Below are 19,157 nucleotides of genomic sequence, written 5' to 3'. Positions count from 1 at the left end.
GTCTTACAACAGGCGTTGGAATATCATGTAAATGAATCGCAACTGACTCACGATACTGAGCTTCAGGATATCTATGATCGCCTGTCAAATTTGAACGAAAAAGTCGAATACTTAAAAAATAAAATCAAAAACAACCGAGATAAAAACAAGAGCTGATTTATTCAGAATATTTCATTTCATCACTTCGATAGAACTCAGGTATTACACGCACCGTTTTGACCATATTGTCTTTCATTTCCAATACTTCGATGGGATAACCGGCAAGACGTACACTGATATTGGCTTCTGGAATATCTTCCAAATACTCTAATATTAACCCGTTCAAGGTTTTAGGACCTTCTGTAGGAAATTTCCAATCCAATTCTTTATTGAGCTCTCGAATATTGGCACTTCCATCTATTAACACGCTGCCGTCTTGTTGCAAATTAGCTTCTTTACTGTGATCAGGCAAAAAACTGGTGGTAAAGTCACCGATGATTTCTTCCAATATATCTTCTAATGTCACTAACCCTTGAATATCACCGTATTCATCCACCACTAAACCAATACGTTCTTTTTCCTCCTGGAATTTGTACATCAAAGTGTGTAATGGGGTGGACTCAGGTGTGAAATAGATTTCTCGTACCGCTCTGAGCAATGTGGCTTTAGTGAACTGATCTTTTGAGAGTAATCTCAGTGCGTCACGGACATGCACAAAACCAACTGCATCATCTATGCTATCTCGATACAACAAAACCCTAGTGTGCTGCGAGTTAACCAATTGTTTTTGAATATCTTTCCATTCGTCATTAATGTCGATAGACACAATATCGCTGCGCGGCACCATAATGTCTTCAGCAGTAACGTTTTCGAGGTCTAGTATACCCATTAACATATCTTGGTGCTTTTTCGGGATCATTGCCCCTGCTTCATGCACAACAGTCCGCAATTCTTCGCGGCTAAGACTATTTCCATCTTCACCTGTATTTCGAACTCGAAAAAGTGCTAATAAACTGTTACATATGCCATTAACCAAATATACAAAGGGGTATAGCAACGTCAGTAACGGCAATAAAATAAACGAGCTAGGAAAGGATATTCTTTCTGGGTATAAAGCTGCGAGTGTTTTTGGTGTCACTTCGGCAAAGATTAAAATGACTAACGTTAAAGAAAGTGTGGTGATGGCCGTCGCTACTCCAAGACCTAAATGTCCGAACAAGCGCATACAAATAATGGTGGCGATAGAAGAGGCAGCAATATTCACGAGATTGTTACCTATTAGAATTAATCCAATTAGTCTATCTGGGCGTTGTAACAGTTTTTGTACTCTGAGGGCACCTTTATGCCCTTGGTTCTCAAGATGTTTGAGCCGATATCGATTAATCGACATCATGCCAGTTTCTGAGCTTGAAAAGTATGCAGAGAGTAAAATCAAAACACCGAGAATTATGAATAAACTACTGGTGGCAATGTCTTCCAACTATGGAAATCCTATGGTAAAAATGAACTCGCACTTTAAGGGCTATTTAGATGCTATTCAAGCGTTAAGTATCACTTCCCTAACAAAGCGGCTGCCAAAATAGGCTAGGGTGAGTAATATTCCCCCAATAATAGTCGACCATATTACCGGTTTTCCACGCCATCCGAACACCAAATGCCCCATCAATACAACGCTATACAGCCCCCATGCTAAAAGAGATAAAACGGTTTTATGAGCTTGCTCTTTGGCAAACATGTTATCTAAAAACATGAAACCACTGACTAATGATAAGGTCAGTAAAACAGTGCCGACTAACAATAATTTAAATAAAATATTTTCTACTGCCATTAAAGGAGGCAGAGATGAATGCAGAAGAGACGCGTTTTTTTCTTTTAGGCGAAAATTGATGTATGACAATTGCACCGCATATAAAGAGGCAATAGCCAAACATGCATAAGCAAACAAAGCCAAACTAATATGGATTAATAAATTAGGTTTTACACTGATTTGTATGACATGGGCACTGGGTATCAAACCACTCAGCAGAACGATCAGGCCAGTAAAACTATAAACGACAGGTAACAAAATAGTGTTGGGTAATTTAAATGAAGCTACCAGCATAGTGACGCTAATTAGCCAACCCACCAATGAGGCTACATTTAGCATACTCATGTTCTGTCCCATCCCAGATCCCATAAGGATGCCGCTTCTTAAAATAGTGATGTGTAACCCCATGGCCACCAGAACACTTATAATGGCTGCGAGTTTATTGGGGCCTCTTTCTTGAAACATACCTGTAACTATGACGCCGGACGCCAGAATATAAAAAACAAAACAAATGACATCCATCAACATGATAGATTTCTTGAAACGACATTGGGAAGAGTTGAGATATACATTTTGCTAACTAAATTTTCCATAAACAAACTGACAACGTAATGAACATAAAAATAACACTAATACTCACCACATTACATAGCTCAACTCAGTTTTAAGCATTAACTGGTAAAATCTCTAACTAGATATGGGCTTGAGCATTCTTATCTGTTAGCTTCTTCTAATATACCCATGCCACCTCAAAGTGCCGGTTCAGCGAGAGTTTAAAGCGGTTTAGGCGGGGCCTCCCAGGCAAGGCGGACATTTGTAGGCTTAGTAATCTAAGTCAAAAATAGCCAACGCAGGATAAATCGCTTTAAAACTCGCCCTAAAGGGAACGACTGGGGCACTCCACTTCTTCGTTGCGTCAGTCATTGACACGCCTTGAATTGAAGCGCCCCAATCGTTCTGAAACGTGCATTTTGAGATGGCATGGGTATAATAACCCCATAGAAAATTGTTGGTAGCACTGTATATGTTTGAAAATCTTAGCGAACGTTTAGGCAAAACCCTTAAAAATATTAGCGGAAAAGGGCGACTCACCGAAGATAATATTAAAGATACTTTACGCGAAGTGCGTATGGCGTTGCTTGAAGCTGATGTTGCCTTGCCTGTCGTAAGAGATTTTATCGGCCAAGTGAAAGAGCGTGCGGTAGGCACCGAAGTCAGTAAAAGTCTTAATCCTGGCCAAGTCTTTATTAAAATTGTCCAGTCCGAATTAGAGTCGGTGATGGGGCAAGTTAACGAATCACTTAATTTAGCTGCTCAGCCTCCAGCCGTAGTATTAATGGCTGGTTTACAAGGAGCAGGTAAAACCACCAGTGTGGGTAAGTTAGCGGCGCTATTAAAACAGCGTGAAAAGAAAAAAGTGTTAGTTGTGAGTGTCGATGTATATCGTCCAGCAGCAATCAAACAGCTAGAAACACTGGCCTCAGAGGTCGACGTTGATTTTTTTCCTTCGTCAGAGGATCAAAAACCCATTGATATTGCTAATGCAGCAATAGATTTTGCCCGCAAACATTTCTTCGATGTATTACTTGTGGATACCGCTGGTCGTTTACATGTTGATGGCGAAATGATGGGAGAAATCCAAGCATTACACAAAGCGATTAATCCCATTGAAACCTTGTTTGTGGTAGACGCCATGACTGGCCAAGATGCGGCCAATACCGCCAAGGCCTTTAATGACGCATTACCTTTAACCGGTGTGATCCTAACCAAAGCTGATGGTGATGCCAGAGGTGGAGCTGCGTTATCGGTAAGGCACATCACAGGCAAACCCATTAAGTTCATTGGTATGGGCGAAAAACTGGATGCACTGGAAGCCTTTCATCCAGAACGTATTGCCTCGCGTATTTTGGGTATGGGTGATGTGCTCACCTTGATCGAAGAAGTTGAACGCAAAGTTGATAAGGATAAAGCGCAGAAACTAGCCAAAAAAGTACAAAAAGGTAAAGGCTTCGACTTACAAGATTTTAAAGAACAACTCGAGCAAATGCGTAACATGGGCGGCATGATGTCTATGATGGATAAAATGCCAGGTATGGGCAATATGACAGCGCAAATCAAAGAAAAAGCTAACGATAAATCCTTTGTACAAATGGAATCTATCATCAATTCTATGACGCCAGGTGAACGCACACGGCCTGATGTGATAAAAGGCGGACGTAAACGCCGCATAGCGGCAGGTTCAGGTACCCAAATTCAAGATGTGAATCGATTGCTAAAACAATTTACTCAGATGCAAAAAATGATGAAAAAAATGTCGGGCGGCGGCATGAAAAAAATGATGCACAGTATGAAAGGCATGATGCCACCGGGTGGACCAGGAGGAATGGGCGGTATGCCTCCTCCACGTTAGAAACTTAACTGGGTTGTGGACAACATCTGCATATCGTTTTGTTGCAATGTTGTCTTAGCAACCACCCTCATATAAATGATACCTAAATAGGTTTTTGAATTGTCGATTAATATTGTCAACCAGCTCTCCCACAGGCTTATTAACCTTATTTTTGCCATTGTGTTGGTTTTAGGAATTGCAGTCAGCGGCGTGGTCTTTTACAAAGGCGACTTTATCGCCAAAAAAGCGGTCGAGCTTATTTCCCAACAAATACCTGCATACGATTTGTTGCGTAAATTAAATAATAGTTTAATAGAAAAAGAACGCTTTTTGTATGAATTTTATGCTACTGAGCAGCAACAGCAGTTCGAACGTGGTTATTCTGAAACCAATCAACAAGCTCAGCGTGTTTTTGATGAGTTGATGGTTAGATTTGGTGATATTCCTCCTTTACAAATCACTAAGACTAGCTTGAACGAGTTAAACATACTGGCCGATGAGTTTGTGCAAAACATTACTGCCTCTCAAACTAATTGGGCTTTGGCGCGTCAACAACTGCGTATTATTAGCGATGTACGACGTGCAACTAGTCCTCAAATTCAACAATTAATTACCCTCACAGAAAATAAAGTGGAGGAATCAGAACACGTTATTACAAATGGTCTTGAGTTAGTGCGACTTTTTGTTGTGTTATATGGCTTAGCGACCCTGATTTTGGCTTATATAGTGGCTAAGGCTATAAAAGCTTATTTGTCTACTGCGGCCAATAATCAACGTCTATCACTTTTTTCAACTCGCAATCCCAACCCTGTTATTAGTCTTGATAGCCAAAATACCGTAACTTATTGCAATCCAGCGACTGAAAACTTACTCAAAAAATTAGACTTGGGAATGGGCAACGCTGAATTGTTGTTGGCCAAAGACATTAAAGTGTATCAAACAGAAATCCTAGATGAGGGTATTGCAGACTCTAAACAATTTGAATATCAAATTGCACAATTGTACTTTCAATGTGATCTGCATTGGTTAGAAGATCAGCGGCAATGGGATATGCATTTAACTGATATTACCGAGCGCAAAAAATTCGAACTAGAATTACAATATAGAGCAAGCCATCATCTGCAAACGGGCCTACTCAACCATTATGAATTAGAAAAAACAGTTACCCAGTTGTGTAAAACCGAGCAAAAATTCACATTTGGACTAATCGAAATTCGTTCATTTAGTCAGTTAATTTCGGGGCAAGGGGTAACAGTGGCTTCGACTGTTGTTAATGAAGTCGCCACTTCTTTAGATAATATTCTGTCAAGTATAGACAAGGCAGGTTGTCGCATTTTTTATGTAGGCGAAAAAAGCTTTGCTTTGGTCTGTACCACTGATTTAAATAACAAAAAGATAGACAGTTTGGTTGAGCAAATAGACCAAAAAATTGCCGCTACGATTTTCCATTGCCAATACCAAGTGCAACTTGATTTTGGCTTTGCCAACTATCCACAGCATGGCAATGACTATAAACAATTGCACAAAAATTCACTTGCGGCATTAGATAAATCGGCAAGTAGTGGGGATAGGAGTCAGGTGCTGTTTAATCTTCAATTAGGCGAAAAATTGTACCATGAACAACAATTAATTGAAGATATGCGTGTTGCTATTCAGATGGCTCAGTTTGAGTTGTATTTTCAGCCTCAAATGTCACTTTCTAGTGAAAAAGTAATTGGTGCTGAGGCGCTTATTCGCTGGCAGAGAAACGGACAATGGATGTCTCCTAGCGAGTTTATCCCCTTGGCGGAGCGTTCTGGACTTATCGACATACTGGGCGATTGGATTTTGCATACTGCATGTCAAAAAGCGCAAAACCTAGTGAGTTTAGGCTGGAGTGACTTAGTCATAGCCGTCAATATTTCACCTCTTCAATTTGGCCGCAAAGACTTCCTGAGTAAAGTGACCAATGTGTTGAAAGTTACTGGGCTGGAGGCTAAAAATTTAGAATTAGAAGTGACTGAAGGGGTTATTATATATAATGAAAATGAGGCTATAGAAACCTTAGCTCAACTCAAAAAATTGGGCGTGAACTTGGCCATCGATGATTTTGGTACCGGTTATTCTTCCCTCAGTTATCTTCGAAGATTTAATATCGATAAACTCAAAATTGATCAATCTTTTATCCATGATATTCAACATCAAACAGCGGATCAGTCGATTGTGCGCACTATCATCGAATTGGGACGTAACTTAGAATTAAAAGTGATAGCGGAGGGGGTTGAAGGCCTTGAGCAGCAAGCAATCCTCGCTTCAATGGGCTGTGACGAAATACAAGGTTTTTACTTTAGCCATCCACTGCCAGAACAACATTTTATTGATTTTTTGCAACAGCAAATACCTGTCTAGCTGTCTGCATTAGAGCGATCTTTAGGTAACCCCAAATTGTGGCTGAATAATTTAAACTAATCTGTCTTCTAGTACTTTAGACGTTGAAAATTGATATAGCATATTGCGATACACACAAATATCGGTGATATCCTCAGGGGTATTTTGTGGTACTGCTCGGTAATTAGTGGATAAACGATATTCGCCTTTAATAGGCAAAACGCGGTGCCATGTATGTCCATGTATTATGACTAAAGTGCCTTTTTTCGGGGTCAACATGACTTGTTCAGAAAAATTTTCGTTTACTTCACTCGCTGGCAGTTTACCTAGTCGATGACTGCCAGGCATCACTAACACTTCTCCACCCACTTGGTCATCAATATCCATGGTGTAAACAAGGCGGTTAAGGTTAAATTGTTGAGGATCATCGGGTGGGCAGTCTTGGTGCCATGCTTGGCCTTTAGTGCCTTTTTTTGAAAACATCGCCATGCAATAGAGTGCTTTCCATCCTCTTCCTAAGATTGACTCAGTGAGCGTTTCCATGTGATTACATTGCTCAATCTCGTCAAATGCTTGTTCACCAGACCTTTGTGGAAACCAAGGAATAACCTCAGTTGCTGATTTTGATAAGAACGCCGCGTCATGCTCATATTCAGGATTTAAACCATAATGCCCGAGTAATATACTGTGTAGGCTGTTCATTGACTCAACTGAAAAAAAGTCTTCTATAACAACATAACCCTGTTGCCAGAAAGTGTGACTCAATTCGGCCATTTTCATGATGATTTACCTTGTTGCCTGGGTATAAGGCTCAAACGAATACGAATACTGATAGTCCAAATAGGGAATAATATAATCAGATAATGGTTTGGCACCCCAAGTATTCGTCCCACCTACACCACGTTGCATATAATCTATATTGACATAAATCCTTTGCTTTTTAGGCAGTTCATGGGGGTGAAGGTTTTTAGCTTTTACTCGTGCGGCAGTGGCCTGGTAATCGGCCGTATCATAATATTGAGCACCAAAACCAATCAGCGGAGCACCTTTAAACGTTATACCTTTGCCATCTTGATTATGGAACGACACATAACGCACATCACTACGATAACCATTTTCTTGTGGCCGTACATAAGGAACATACAAGTCTGCCACGTTACTTTGATATTGACCGATATGAGCAGATGTATTTCTGTCCATATAGTTTTCGTGTGGACCCCGCCCATACCAGCTAACTTGAGAGTATTGCTTGTGTAACTCAAATAAGGTGCCCAAACGCGGAATGTCAGATTGTTTTTTGTGTGGTGCAGCATAGAAATATACATCCACTTTTACTTCACCATTGCCAAACACATGATAAGTGGTGAAGTAGCGGCTACCTATTGCACTCATATAATGTTCAACTTCAACCTTGGCCTGATACTTAGACTCTGTTGTTAGTTTTAGTGACACTAACTTAGTGTCTTTTCCCGCGTTTTGCCATGGGGCAAATTTGTCGCCATAGTCCTTAATAGGTAAGTCATTATCGGTTGGCGCGCGCCAAAAATCGGGTCTTGGTGACGCTTTTAACAATTCGTCGCCAAAATATTCCATTGAGCTAATTAACCCAGTTTTTTTATCAATACTTAAACTAAAATCCAGCCCATTAAAGTGGTAGGCCTGTTTTTTGTCATTGATGGATAGTCTAATCTCAGGCTGTTTTTCTGCAGCTACTGCGATAGAAGGCAAGGCTAATTGAGACCAAGCGATAATATGTCCTTTGGGAATGACGCCATTGTTTTTGTCACTGGTCACCTGCAAATTCAAAAAATATTCTACACCTGGTTTCCGGTCGATACCGTAATCAAGTGTAATCTGTTGATTTTGCTGAGCAGCAGCGCTCAAAGGCAGACTTTGTCCTTGTGCCACTTCTTTTCCATTAGCTAATAACTGCCAGTTTAAACTGTGCCCCTGCAAACTAACAAAATAATGTTTGTTAGTGACAGTGAGGACACCGGACTCAATATCATAGCTACTAAAACCAATATTTTGCTGAACGTTTTTAACTTCCCATAAATAAGGGTAGGGCGTGCGATCAGCAAATACTAAGCCGTTTGCTGAAAAGCTCAAAGATGAAACGGTAGCATCAGGTTCTACATCACCGCCATAACCCCAATAAGGTGTTCCATCGAGGGTTTTCATAGCAAAGGTTTGATCTACCCAATCCCAAATAAAACCACCCTGCAAAGAAGGATACTTTTCAAAGCTGTCCCAGTATTCTTTAAAGTTTCCAAGAGAGTTGCCCATGGCATGTTCGTATTCAATTAAAATAACCGGACGGGTGGTATCGAATTTGCGTTTAGCATATCGCTCAATATCACCGATAGGCGCATACATTTGACCATAAGCATCGGTGTGACGGCGCATTTGTGCTTGCTCTGATATGACAGGGCTATTTGGCTCTTGTTGTTTTAACCAGTCATAGGTGGCTTCTAAATTTGGACCATCACCAGATTCATTACCGAGTGAACGCATGACCACAGACGGATTGTTTTTTGTGGCATGGTACATGTTACTCACTCTGTCAATATAGGCTGCCGCCCACTCTGGTTTGTTGACTAAGTGTGTATCAGGGTTGTATGGGCCTTGATTGGCCGCACCCACTCCATGGGACTCAGTATTGGCCTCATCCATTACATATAAGCCATACAAATCAGCTAAATAATACATATAGGGATCGTTAGGATAGTGGGCCATGCGTACTGCATTAATGTTGAATTGTTTCATCAACTGCACATCTTTGAGCATCAATTCGCGGGTCACCACATGGGCGGTTACCGGATCATGCTCATGGCGATTGACCCCTTTAAACAAAACAGCTTTACCATTGATTAATATATTGCCATTTTTAAGCTCAGTAGAGCGCAAGCCAATGTGTTGACCGATATGCTCAATGGGTTTGCCTAGGGGATCGAATAAGGTGAGTTTTAAGTCATATAAATTTGGCTCTTCAGCGCTCCATAGACGAGGTGAATCGATGCTGGTGGTATATTTAACAACGCCACTTTTATCTTCTGAAAGTGTTTTGATATCTAGTTTTTGTTCGAATAGCACCTTTTGCTGGTGATCAAATAGCTGAACATTTAACTGATATCCACTCACAGCTCGGTCTTGGTTATTGTCAATTAGCGCACTGAGCTGTAACTCACCCTTACTGTAATTATGGGTGAGAGTGGTGTAGGCATGAAAATCTTTAACATGTACTTTGGGAGTAGCAAACAAATATACATCACGCTCAATGCCACTGACTCGCCACATATCCTGACATTCAAAATAAGAGCCATCAGAATAACGATACACCTGCAAAGCCAATTGGTTTTCACCTGTTTGCAGGTATGTACTGATATCAAACTCAGCAGCGGTTTTTGAGTCTTGTGAATAACCCACCTTTTGGCCATTTACCCACAAATAAAAGGCCGACTTAACTGCGCCAAAATGCACAAATACTTGTTTTGCCTTCCAGTTATCTGGAAAGGTGAATGTTTTTCGATAACTGCCTACAGGATTGTAATGAGCGGGCATTTCGGGTGGCACTGCATTGGCTTTAAAACATTGGTGGGAATGATAAAAAGGCGTGCCGTAACCGTTCACTTCCCAGTTAGCGGGTACTGCAATTTTGCCCCATTGACTATCGTCAAAATTGGTTTGGTAAAAATCATTGGGTTTTTTCTTAACAGAGTCCACCCAATTAAACTTCCACTGGCCATTGAGCAGTATATGGTTGGCTTGATCCCAAGGTGTTTTTGAAAAAGCGGCTTGCGCATTGTCATAACTATAAAAAAAGCTCCGAGCGGGCTCCTTGTTTATTCTAAACACTTCAGGGTTTTGCCAATCTAAGGATTGTGCTGGTACGGCTAGAGTAAACATGCTCGTTGTGAAAGCCAACCAAACACTAAAATACGTTTTCATTTTATTACCTATTTATTACCCATTTATGACTAGGACGTTAAGTGAATGAAAGGGGACAAAGCGCAGTGTTCTACCAAATTATATGCATGGGTAAAACACTGGCAAGCTTAGATTTTTTAACGTTAATGTTTGATTACGTTTACCACCAAGTGGCATATAGCGCCGTTAAGATAACGACTATTCCTATACCAAGGATATTAAACGAGCCGGTTGTATCAAAATTCACTTTATCGAGCGAAACGACGCCTGTGCCTCCAGCTACATAGTTTTTACGGGTTGCAAAAGAGGCTAATACTGCCAGTGCTATGCAGGCTAAAAATACTATGCCCACTCTGTCCATAAAGGGTAAAGCGGGTAAGGTGATTTTAAACAAGATAGATAACGCTGCTGAGCCTACCGCTGCAGTAATAGCACCCACTGAATTCATGGTTTTCCAAAACATGCCCAGTAAGAAAATAACCACTATGCCAGGGGTAAAGAAACCAGTGAACTCTTGTATGTACTGAAACGCTTGTTCAAATTGTCCGAGTAATGGTTTGGCACATATCATCGCAATAATGAGCGCTAAAATACTCATAATACGACCTACTTTCACATAGTGACTTTGGCTTTTATCCTTTTTGAAATGGGAGTAAATATCCATAGTAAAGATAGTCGATATGCTGTTACACATAGAGGCTAATGAAGAGACTATCGCGGCAAACAATGCGGCAAACACTAACCCTTTTAATCCCACTGGCATCAGGTTCATTAAACTTGGATAGGCTTGGTCCGCACGGTCTAAATCAGTAAACAGTACAGACGCTGCTATACCTGGAACCACCACAAAGAATGGCACTAAAATTTTCAAATAGGCTGCAAAAGCGATGCCTTTTTGTGCTTCGGCTAAGTCTTTCGCGGCTAGTGCGCGCTGAATAATGTATTGGTTAAAACCCCAGTAAGAAATGTTCATTACCCACATGCCACCAATCAACACTGACAAACCCGGTAGACTAATATAGTGCGGGCTATCAGCAGCAAATATCATGTCAAACTTTTCGGGGGCCTGTTCTGTCAATATTGAGAACCCTGCTAACACACCCTTGCCATCTGAGACTAAATCTAAACTAATATACGTCAGGACTAGGCCACCAAAAACTAACAACACCACTTGGATTATATCGGTGTAGGCAACGGCTTTTAAGCCGCCGTATGATGAATAAGCAATAGAAAACAACCCAAGAAAAATCATGCCGTAAGCTAAGTCAACCCCGGTAATAGTGGTAATGGCTAAACCCCCTAACCATAACACCGCGGTCAAATTAACAAATACATACACTGCTAACCAGAACACCGCCATGATGGTTTTAACTCTGCCATCAAAGCGTTGCTGCAAATACTGGGGCATCGTATAAATTTCATTTTTGAGGAAAATTGGCAAAAAGTATTTCCCCACTATGATCAACGTAATCGCCGCCATCCATTCGTATGACGCAATACCTAACCCTAATATGTAACCTGAGCCTGACATTCCAATGATTTGCTCAGCTGATATATTTGCAGCAATAAGTGATGCGCCTATGGCCCACCATGGCAGGGATTTACTGGCTAAAAAGTAATCCTTGGTATCTCTTTCATGATTCTTTTCTGCTCTAGAGATATATAAGGCAAGGGCCAAAAGCCCTATTACGTAAACCACAAAAATCGCGATGTCGAGATTTGCTAAATTCATCGAAAGTCCAAAATTATTATTATTGTTAATATAATGTTATCAGCCTATCCGTTTTAGGGACAGATTACAGTAAATAGCATTAGAGGTTGTTTTGTGAAGAAAAAGTCAAACCGTCTCGACTATGGTGAGTTAACCCATACTTTTCTATAAAGCTCGATGATATCGTTCAAAGCAGGGGTTTTAGGATTGTTACTGGGTGAGCCTGAGGCTAGGGCTTGCTCAGCCATATTGGTCAGTAAACTGTCATATTGGGCTTTTTCAACGCCAAACTGAGCCAGCGTGGGCACTGCCAATATTTGGTTTATCTGTTTAAGCTCATTGATCAGACTTTGATGAGCCAAAGCTTCATCTTCAATGTTATTAATCAGCCCCATATGCATAGCACATTCGGCATATTTAAGGGGGGCTCCGGGCAAAGAGTATTCAGTAATAGTGGGTAATAACATCGCATTACTCATGCCATGAGGTACGTGAAAATGTACGCCTATAGGTCGGCTCATGCCGTGAACTAAGCCGACTGATGCATTCGAAAAAGCAATGCCCGCTAACGTCGCGCCTAACATCATGGCCTCTTTAGCTGCAAGATTATCAGGTTCCTGACACACCTTAATCAGATTGGGCGCAATCAGTTTCATCGCAGCAATAGCTTGTTGATCGCTAAACAGATTAGCTTTACGGCTCACATAGGCTTCAATTGCATGGGTGAGTGCGTCAATCCCTGTATCCGCGGCAATTCTGCTGGGCAAACTCAAAGTCAATTGATAGTCGATAATAGCGGCAGCAGGAATTAAACCCGAACCCATACATAACATTTTTTCATCAGTGGCCGAATCAGAAATAACTGTGACTCTAGTGGCTTCAGATCCTGTGCCAGCCGTAGTGGGAATAGCCACTACAGGTAAACTGATTTCGTTTACTTGATAGGGGACTTTGTAGTCACGCATCTTGCCACCATGAGATGCCAATAAGGCAATCGCTTTGGCACTATCAATAGCACTGCCTCCGCCCAAAGCAATGAGGCAATCATAGTGGTTTGTTTGGACCATCTCGACAGCTGCGAGTATCGAAGTGTCATTGGGTTCGGGCATCGTTTCGGCAAATAAGCCAAACTGTATGTTTTGTTGCCTTAATAGTGCCTCGACTTTGGCCATGTATCCAAGTTCAACCATGGTCTTATCGGTAATAATACAAGGAAAACAACAGCCTAAACTGACTAGCGTATCGGGCAACAAGTTCAGAGCGTCTGCGCCTATTTGCATGATTTTGGGAAGAACGATGCTATTGACCATATTTTTGCAACCATTGTTGAACTTGAGGATTATTGGGTATTAACACTTGTAATTTGGCTAATGAGATTTTAATTGCTGCCTTATCTTTTGTTTTATCAGCATAAATTGCAAGGGAATACAGTAAGTCTGTTTGTTGGGGCCAACGTTGATTGGCAGCTGATAACAAGTCAATTGCTTGGCTTGTTCGTTTGATGGAGTCTAAAGCAGTCGCCGCGACATAGGCATAATATGGCTGAGAGTCTGCCAGTTCAGTGGCTTTGACCAACCATTCTGCGGCTTTGTAATATTCTTTGTTACGTACCCAATACAAACCATATTGATGTAATACGTCGGCAAAATCAGGATGTAAAACCCTGGCTTTTTCTAATAGTGCGAGTTCTTTTGTTTGGTTATTGGTTTGTCGCCAAAAATCGGCAAACGACAACATGGCCACAGGTAAGTTAGGAGCGATAATTAGCGCCTGTTCAAAATGTTTTTGGGCAGAGCTGGCGTCGCCCGTTGCTAAGGCTAACTGAGCAAGACTGAGTTGCGAGGTAGGAAAGTCTGCAGTGAGTAATAAGGAGGTTTTGTATTCGTTTAAGGCAAAGGCTAACTCTGGTAACAAGGTATCGGGCATTTGTGATAACCAAGAGGCTAGTAATGACGTGGCATGAAAACGCACTGATTTCAGCGGATCTTTTAACATAGGATATAAATACTGGTAACCCTGATTAGGGGGCAAATTGCGTAACACGTCGATTGCAGCGCGCCTTATTAAAGGCTGTTCTGAGTTAAGTTGCTCAATGGCCAATGAGACTGAAGCTTGGCTAGGTTGGCGATTGATGATCTCTAGTAATTTTGCAGCAACTATTGGGGAGGTTTCTTGCCATTTTTGTTTGGCAAAGGACAGCTGTTCGGCGTCAGGTAATAAATGTATGTTTGACCAATGGTCAGTTGGTGCATGTAGCAGGCTAGACTTTGCTTTGCTACTACGCCACCTTGCAAGCTGCGTTGTTACCCATGCTAAACCTTCTGTTTGATGGCAGTTTAGACAGGCATTGGGTGAGTCGATAGCAGCAGATACTTCAGCATTGGGTATCACAAAACTATGGTCACGCCTGTCATCTACTTGCATGTAGGTGCGTGCTGGCATGTGACAATTAACACATTGTGCACCTGAGGTATCCACTTTATGCTGATGGTGCTCTGGCAAGTCGTAACTAGCAGCACTATGACACTGAGTACAAGTTTGGTTGCCTGAAAACTTTAACCTACCCGTATGGGGATTGTGGCAGTTGGAGCAGGTTACACCTGCTTTAGCCATTTTACTTTGTAAAAATGAGCCCATCACAAATACTTCATCTTTGATTTGGCCATCATCAAAATACAAATCAGATGACATTAGTCTCAGTGTATTCACATCGTGATAGTCAGCTGGACGTTTGCTGACATTCTGGGTTTTATCAGCAATAGGAAAGCGCCGTGAATGGCAGTCGGCGCATTGTTGCATATATTGGTTATTTCCATCACTGACTAAATTAGCGATGGGATCTTTTGGGGCAAAACCCCACACTGGTGGTTTTGCAAGTGACTGTGTAAACCCTTTGTTGTTATCAAATTTATCACTTCTAGCCTGAGTGTAATGCAATGCAGCCGGACCATGGCAACTCTCACAACCTACTGTCGCTTCAGCAAATTGCGTGGCATAACTGTTTGTTTCTACCTGATAATTTTTTTCATAACCTGTGGTGTGACACTCCGCACAACGGCTATTCCAGTTTTGAAAGTGACGTTGCCAAAAAAAAGGATGTTCGCTGGTAATAGGCTCGTTGGGTTGCAGATGAAACCAACGTTGTCCTCCTTTGGTTTCTGGTCGAGTATCCCATGAAATATTAAATGCCTGCATATGCCCGTTGCCTGTGTCCAAAATATATTGTTGTAGGGGATCAAAACCGAACGTGTGGATAACGGGGAAGGTTTGTACTTGTCCTTGTTTATTCAGTGTTTCAATAAAGTATTGATTATCTTTAGTAAAAAACCGGCTTTTGATATTGTGGAATTCAACGGTTTTATTAGAAAAGTCACCCAAGACTGTTTTGGTGTTGGGTGCTTGCATAGCTTTGTGATGATCTGAAGTCTGCCATTGCTGGTGTTCAGTTTGATGACAGCTTTGACAACTATCTGAGCCAATATATTGATTGGATGATGCTATTGCGCTGCTCCAACACCCTATAATTAGGAAAGCTAACAACACAAATAAACGACTTTTCATTAGCTAGGCCACAACATGTTTGAAACTTTAAGATTGTTTTAAACATCATACCCAATTCACGCAAAGAAAAGTTAACTAACCTAACCTTTGTCTGAGAGTTAACTTTTTCTATAAGCCCTTTGCAATTAAAGTGCTTAAGCAGCAGAATCTACATCGGCTGCGAACCCGGGTAGCAAAAGGGTAATAATGGGAAGGTAATAGGTTAATCTAGTATTCATTTGGGAAGGGCACTTTCATTGTTGATTGTTAAACACATCAGTAAAAATTTCGGTTCATTTCAAGCATTAGACAAGGTTTCCTTTGAAATGAATAAAGGGGATATTGTCGGCCTTTTAGGAAAAAATGGCGCTGGGAAAACCACCTTGATGCGTATTTTGACCTCATTTATTACCCCGTCATCTGGCACGGTCACCATTGATGGTGATGATATGAATAAACATTCATTGACCATTCGGCAAAAAATCGGCTATTTACCAGAGAAACCACCGCTGTATGGCGATATGACAGTGCAGTATTACCTAAAGTTTGCGGCCGAAATAAAAGGGGTACCCAAGCATAAACGCAAATTTCAGCTTGCTAAAGTATTGCAAGAATGTGACTTGGAGCAGGTTAAACTAAAAACCATTGCCACTTTATCTAAAGGGTATAAGCAACGTGTTGGCATCGCCCAAGCTATTATTCACGAACCTAAGTTGCTCATTTTAGATGAACCCACTAGCGGTCTTGACCCCATGCAAATTCAACAAGTATTGGCCTTGATCAAGCATCAACAAGACCAGAGAACGGTTCTGTTAAGCACCCATACTTTAACTGAAATTGAGCAAGTCGCTCAACGGGTATTAATGATTAAGTCGGGGCGAATAGTGCTTGATGCCCCTTTAGATGACTTATTAAAAGGGACAGATCCAAGTCAATCACAGCCTTTATCGTTAGAACAGGTTTTCATCAACCATCATCAACCCCAGACATCAGAAAATACTCCACAAACACCAGAAACAACACATCAGGTGTCTCATGGATAAAATTTTTGCTTTAACAAAAAAGGAATTACACAGCTTTTTTAGCTCGCCGATTGCCTACATTATTTTAATTGTGATGCTGTCTTTGTTTAACATCTTCTTTTTTCTGATCATCGATCAAAACCGTGAAGTATCCCTGCGGGATGTTTTTCAACTGATGGAGTTTATGTTGGTGTTTTTTATCCCGCTATTAACCATGAGATTATTTTCTGAAGAAAAATCAAATGGCACCATGGAATTTTTACTCACGGCTCCTTTAACCCTTACCATGATTGTGTTAGGTAAATATTTTAGTATGCTTATTTTCTTCACCTTGTTAATTGGCCTGACGGGTACTTACTACTTAATCGTTGAATATTTTGGTGATCCCGACCCATCCAGTATGTTAACGGGATATCTAGGGATTTGGTTAGAAGGTGCCTTTTTTATTGCCGTTGGTTTACTGGCTTCATCTTGGACATCGAACCAAATCATTGCCGCTATGGTGTCCTATTTGATTTTATTTTCACTCTACTTTGCCACCAGTTTTACTCAATATGTGAGTGGCTCTGCTGAGCATTTTCTGATTCAGCTTAGTACACATACCCACTTAGAAAACTTCGCAATAGGCATCATTACCCCTAGTGATGTGGTTTATTATTTAGCCGGTATTTTACTGTGTTTAGTCTTAACACGGCTGAGTATCGACAATAGGTTGTGGCACTAAATGAATCATCGTAGCCTTTTACCTGTGTTTTGCGGTTTATCAATCTTAAGCCTCATCCTTGGATTATCGCTTTTTTATATCGAACAACAATTTAGTTATTTGGCAAGTGCACTTGCTGCAATTGGGGGCATTGCATTTTTGGTGCTGCTGAGTTTGATTATCAAGCAGAGTGTTGGACAAGATGCATCGACTGGATGGGTAACACTTTTTAGCTTCAAACGATGGAAGAAGTTGGTCATCGTTTTTTGCATCTTCACAGCTAGCATTGCGTTTATTGGGATAAGTCATTATTTGGCCAGTCACTCAAACGTCAGATGGGATGTCACCCAAGATAAACAACATACCTTATCTAACCATACCATCGAGTATGTCAGCACTTTGACCAATGAGCTGCAGTTAACGGCCTTTCATGAAGGCATGCCACCTAAGTACCTACTAGATTTATTCAAAGAATATGAACGAGTGTCCGCTGGTGTCATCAAAACCGAAATTATCGACCCTATTGAACAGATTGCATATGCCGCAAAATTTGGGAATGCAATCAATGCTGATGAGCGAAAAGTGATTGTTCAATCTGGCGCTAACCGTAAAGATGTTGATTTTAGCCTAAGTGCGTTGTCAGAAGATAAACTCACCAATGCAATAGCCAGTGTTAGCCGCGCCCCAAGGAAGGTTTATTTTCTGACGGGGCATGGTGAGTATTCGAGTTCAAACCAGGAATACGCCGGTTTATCTAAATTCAAACAATTGTTAGCCGACAACAACATGACCAGCAAAACACTGATGTTGGGTATCACCCAGTCTATTCCGGCGGATTGTGATGTGTTGATTATTGCCGGCCCCAAAAATGCCTTAACGCCAAGTGAAGAAACCCTTATTAGTGATTATTTAACCAAGGGAGGTGATGCATTATTTTTAATCGAGCACACTGTGGTTACCACTCCAGACAAGCCGTTGAGCATAGATCAACTTCAACAAAACCCAAGCTTAAATGCCATTCTTAATCAATGGGGACTAGATGTTCAGTCTGACATTGTGGTCGATGTTACCAACCATATTGGTGATGATGTTGGCAGCCCTGCGACTAAAAACTATGGGCGCCATAAGGCATTAACCGAAGGTTTGGACTACACCTTTTACGTGCGCCCACGCTCAATTCGTGTTTTACCCCAGCGTCGTGCAAGCATTAAACAGGCGGTCATAGTCTCAACGGCATCAACCGAAAACAGTTGGGCAGAAACCAACAGAACCTTAGATATTCAATTTGATCCAAATACCGATACTGCCGGGCCGGTGCCATTTGCTTACGTAGTGATTGAAGAGAAAGATGCAGCGCCACCAAGTAATCAATCATTAGATACCCGACTGATAGTGTTCACCGACGCGGATTTCTTAAGCAACGTTTACATTAATCAATATAGCAACGCTCAGATGGGACTCAACATAGTTAACTGGTTAGCAGAACTTGACTACAAAACTTATGTCAGCGCTAAAGAGATAAAAGTTGAACGCTTAGATTTAACCAGTAAACAGAAACGCCAAGTCATAGTGATATTGTTTTTACTGCCATTTTTGTTTGTTATTGCAGGGCTGGTGGTATGGTTAAGGACTAAGGTAAGTCGATAACCTGATCATTTGAAGTCACGTTTAGAGATTTTTTTACGATCTATTTTAAAACACAGCTATTTCCA

12 protein-coding genes are annotated in these 19,157 nt (G+C 41.1%); 5 read left to right on the top strand and 7 right to left on the bottom strand.

All coding sequences use genetic code 11. The annotated features are described in order from the left end of the window. Positions 1-157 precede the first annotated feature (157 nt). Both CXF95_RS02195 and CXF95_RS02190 read right to left on the bottom strand, forming a co-directional pair. The gene (locus CXF95_RS02195; protein WP_101197193.1) at positions 158-1,459 is read right to left on the bottom strand and encodes an HlyC/CorC family transporter; all 1,302 of its coding nucleotides are present in this window, start codon (positions 1,457-1,459) and stop codon (positions 158-160) included. Positions 1,460-1,516: 57 nt separating this feature from the next. Continuing rightward, complete coding sequence (locus CXF95_RS02190) at positions 1,517-2,314, bottom strand: inner membrane protein YpjD (RefSeq protein WP_101197192.1); 798 nt, start codon at positions 2,312-2,314, stop codon at positions 1,517-1,519. A gap of 496 nt (positions 2,315-2,810) precedes the next feature. On the opposite strand from CXF95_RS02190, the gene ffh reads away from it, so the two are divergent. After that, a complete protein-coding gene (gene ffh / locus CXF95_RS02185) occupies positions 2,811-4,196 on the top strand; it encodes a signal recognition particle protein (protein ID WP_101197191.1) in 1,386 nt (461 codons plus the stop codon). Between the two features lie 99 nt (positions 4,197-4,295). Continuing rightward, positions 4,296-6,563: an EAL domain-containing protein gene (locus tag CXF95_RS02180; protein WP_101197190.1), complete on the top strand. Its 2,268-nt coding sequence runs from the start codon at positions 4,296-4,298 to the stop codon at positions 6,561-6,563. Between the two features lie 51 nt (positions 6,564-6,614). Here the strand turns inward: CXF95_RS02180 and CXF95_RS02175 are convergent, their stop codons facing one another. The 5 genes from CXF95_RS02175 to CXF95_RS02155 all read right to left on the bottom strand — a co-directional run bounded on the left by CXF95_RS02175 (position 6,615) and on the right by CXF95_RS02155 (position 15,741). After that, the gene (locus tag CXF95_RS02175) at positions 6,615-7,322 is read right to left on the bottom strand and encodes a phytanoyl-CoA dioxygenase family protein (RefSeq protein WP_101197189.1); all 708 of its coding nucleotides are present in this window, start codon (positions 7,320-7,322) and stop codon (positions 6,615-6,617) included. 6 nt (positions 7,323-7,328) lie between these two features. Beyond that, complete coding sequence (locus CXF95_RS02170; protein WP_101197188.1) at positions 7,329-10,490, bottom strand: glycoside hydrolase family 2 TIM barrel-domain containing protein; 3,162 nt, start codon at positions 10,488-10,490, stop codon at positions 7,329-7,331. A 139-nt stretch (positions 10,491-10,629) separates the two neighbouring features. Then, the gene (locus CXF95_RS02165; RefSeq protein ID WP_101197187.1) at positions 10,630-12,201 is read right to left on the bottom strand and encodes a sodium/sugar symporter; all 1,572 of its coding nucleotides are present in this window, start codon (positions 12,199-12,201) and stop codon (positions 10,630-10,632) included. A gap of 119 nt (positions 12,202-12,320) precedes the next feature. After that, positions 12,321-13,490, bottom strand: coding sequence for an iron-containing alcohol dehydrogenase (locus CXF95_RS02160; protein WP_101197186.1), 1,170 nt, complete (start codon positions 13,488-13,490; stop codon positions 12,321-12,323). Further along, on the bottom strand, positions 13,480-15,741 hold the full coding sequence (locus CXF95_RS02155) for a multiheme c-type cytochrome (RefSeq protein ID WP_232787601.1): 2,262 nt from the start codon (positions 15,739-15,741) through the stop codon (positions 13,480-13,482). The genes CXF95_RS02160 and CXF95_RS02155 overlap by 11 nt, the downstream gene beginning before the upstream one ends. Before the next feature lie 236 nt (positions 15,742-15,977). Here CXF95_RS02155 and CXF95_RS02150 point away from each other — a divergent pair, with 236 nt between their 5' ends. Genes CXF95_RS02150 through CXF95_RS02140 form a run of 3 tightly spaced genes read left to right on the top strand, consistent with a single transcriptional unit; the run spans position 15,978 to position 19,092 of the window. After that, complete coding sequence (locus tag CXF95_RS02150) at positions 15,978-16,763, top strand: ABC transporter ATP-binding protein (RefSeq protein ID WP_101197185.1); 786 nt, start codon at positions 15,978-15,980, stop codon at positions 16,761-16,763. Further along, entirely contained in the window at positions 16,756-17,466 is a 711-nt protein-coding gene (locus tag CXF95_RS02145) for an ABC-2 transporter permease (RefSeq protein WP_101197184.1), read from the top strand. Before CXF95_RS02150 ends, CXF95_RS02145 begins: the two co-directional genes overlap by 8 nt. Beyond that, entirely contained in the window at positions 17,467-19,092 is a 1,626-nt protein-coding gene (locus tag CXF95_RS02140) for a GldG family protein (protein ID WP_101197183.1), read from the top strand. Positions 19,093-19,157 lie beyond the last annotated feature (65 nt).

This window comes from Paraglaciecola sp. MB-3u-78 (assembly GCF_002835935.1).
GTDB lineage: Bacteria > Pseudomonadota > Gammaproteobacteria > Enterobacterales > Alteromonadaceae > Paraglaciecola.
This window is presented reverse-complemented; position numbering and strand designations above follow the sequence as displayed.

Coding starts and splice junctions, on each gene's coding strand:
- CXF95_RS02190 (WP_101197192.1), bottom strand. CDS start 2,314: ATGTTGATGGATGTCATTTGTTTTGTTTTTTATATTCTGGCGTCCGGC.
- ffh (WP_101197191.1), top strand. CDS start 2,811: ATGTTTGAAAATCTTAGCGAACGTTTAGGCAAAACCCTTAAAAATATT.
- CXF95_RS02175 (WP_101197189.1), bottom strand. CDS start 7,322: ATGAAAATGGCCGAATTGAGTCACACTTTCTGGCAACAGGGTTATGTT.
- CXF95_RS02170 (WP_101197188.1), bottom strand. CDS start 10,490: ATGAAAACGTATTTTAGTGTTTGGTTGGCTTTCACAACGAGCATGTTT.
- CXF95_RS02165 (WP_101197187.1), bottom strand. CDS start 12,201: ATGAATTTAGCAAATCTCGACATCGCGATTTTTGTGGTTTACGTAATA.
- CXF95_RS02160 (WP_101197186.1), bottom strand. CDS start 13,490: ATGGTCAATAGCATCGTTCTTCCCAAAATCATGCAAATAGGCGCAGAC.
- CXF95_RS02155 (WP_232787601.1), bottom strand. CDS start 15,741: ATGAAAAGTCGTTTATTTGTGTTGTTAGCTTTCCTAATTATAGGGTGT.
- CXF95_RS02145 (WP_101197184.1), top strand. CDS start 16,756: ATGGATAAAATTTTTGCTTTAACAAAAAAGGAATTACACAGCTTTTTT.
- CXF95_RS02140 (WP_101197183.1), top strand. CDS start 17,467: ATGAATCATCGTAGCCTTTTACCTGTGTTTTGCGGTTTATCAATCTTA.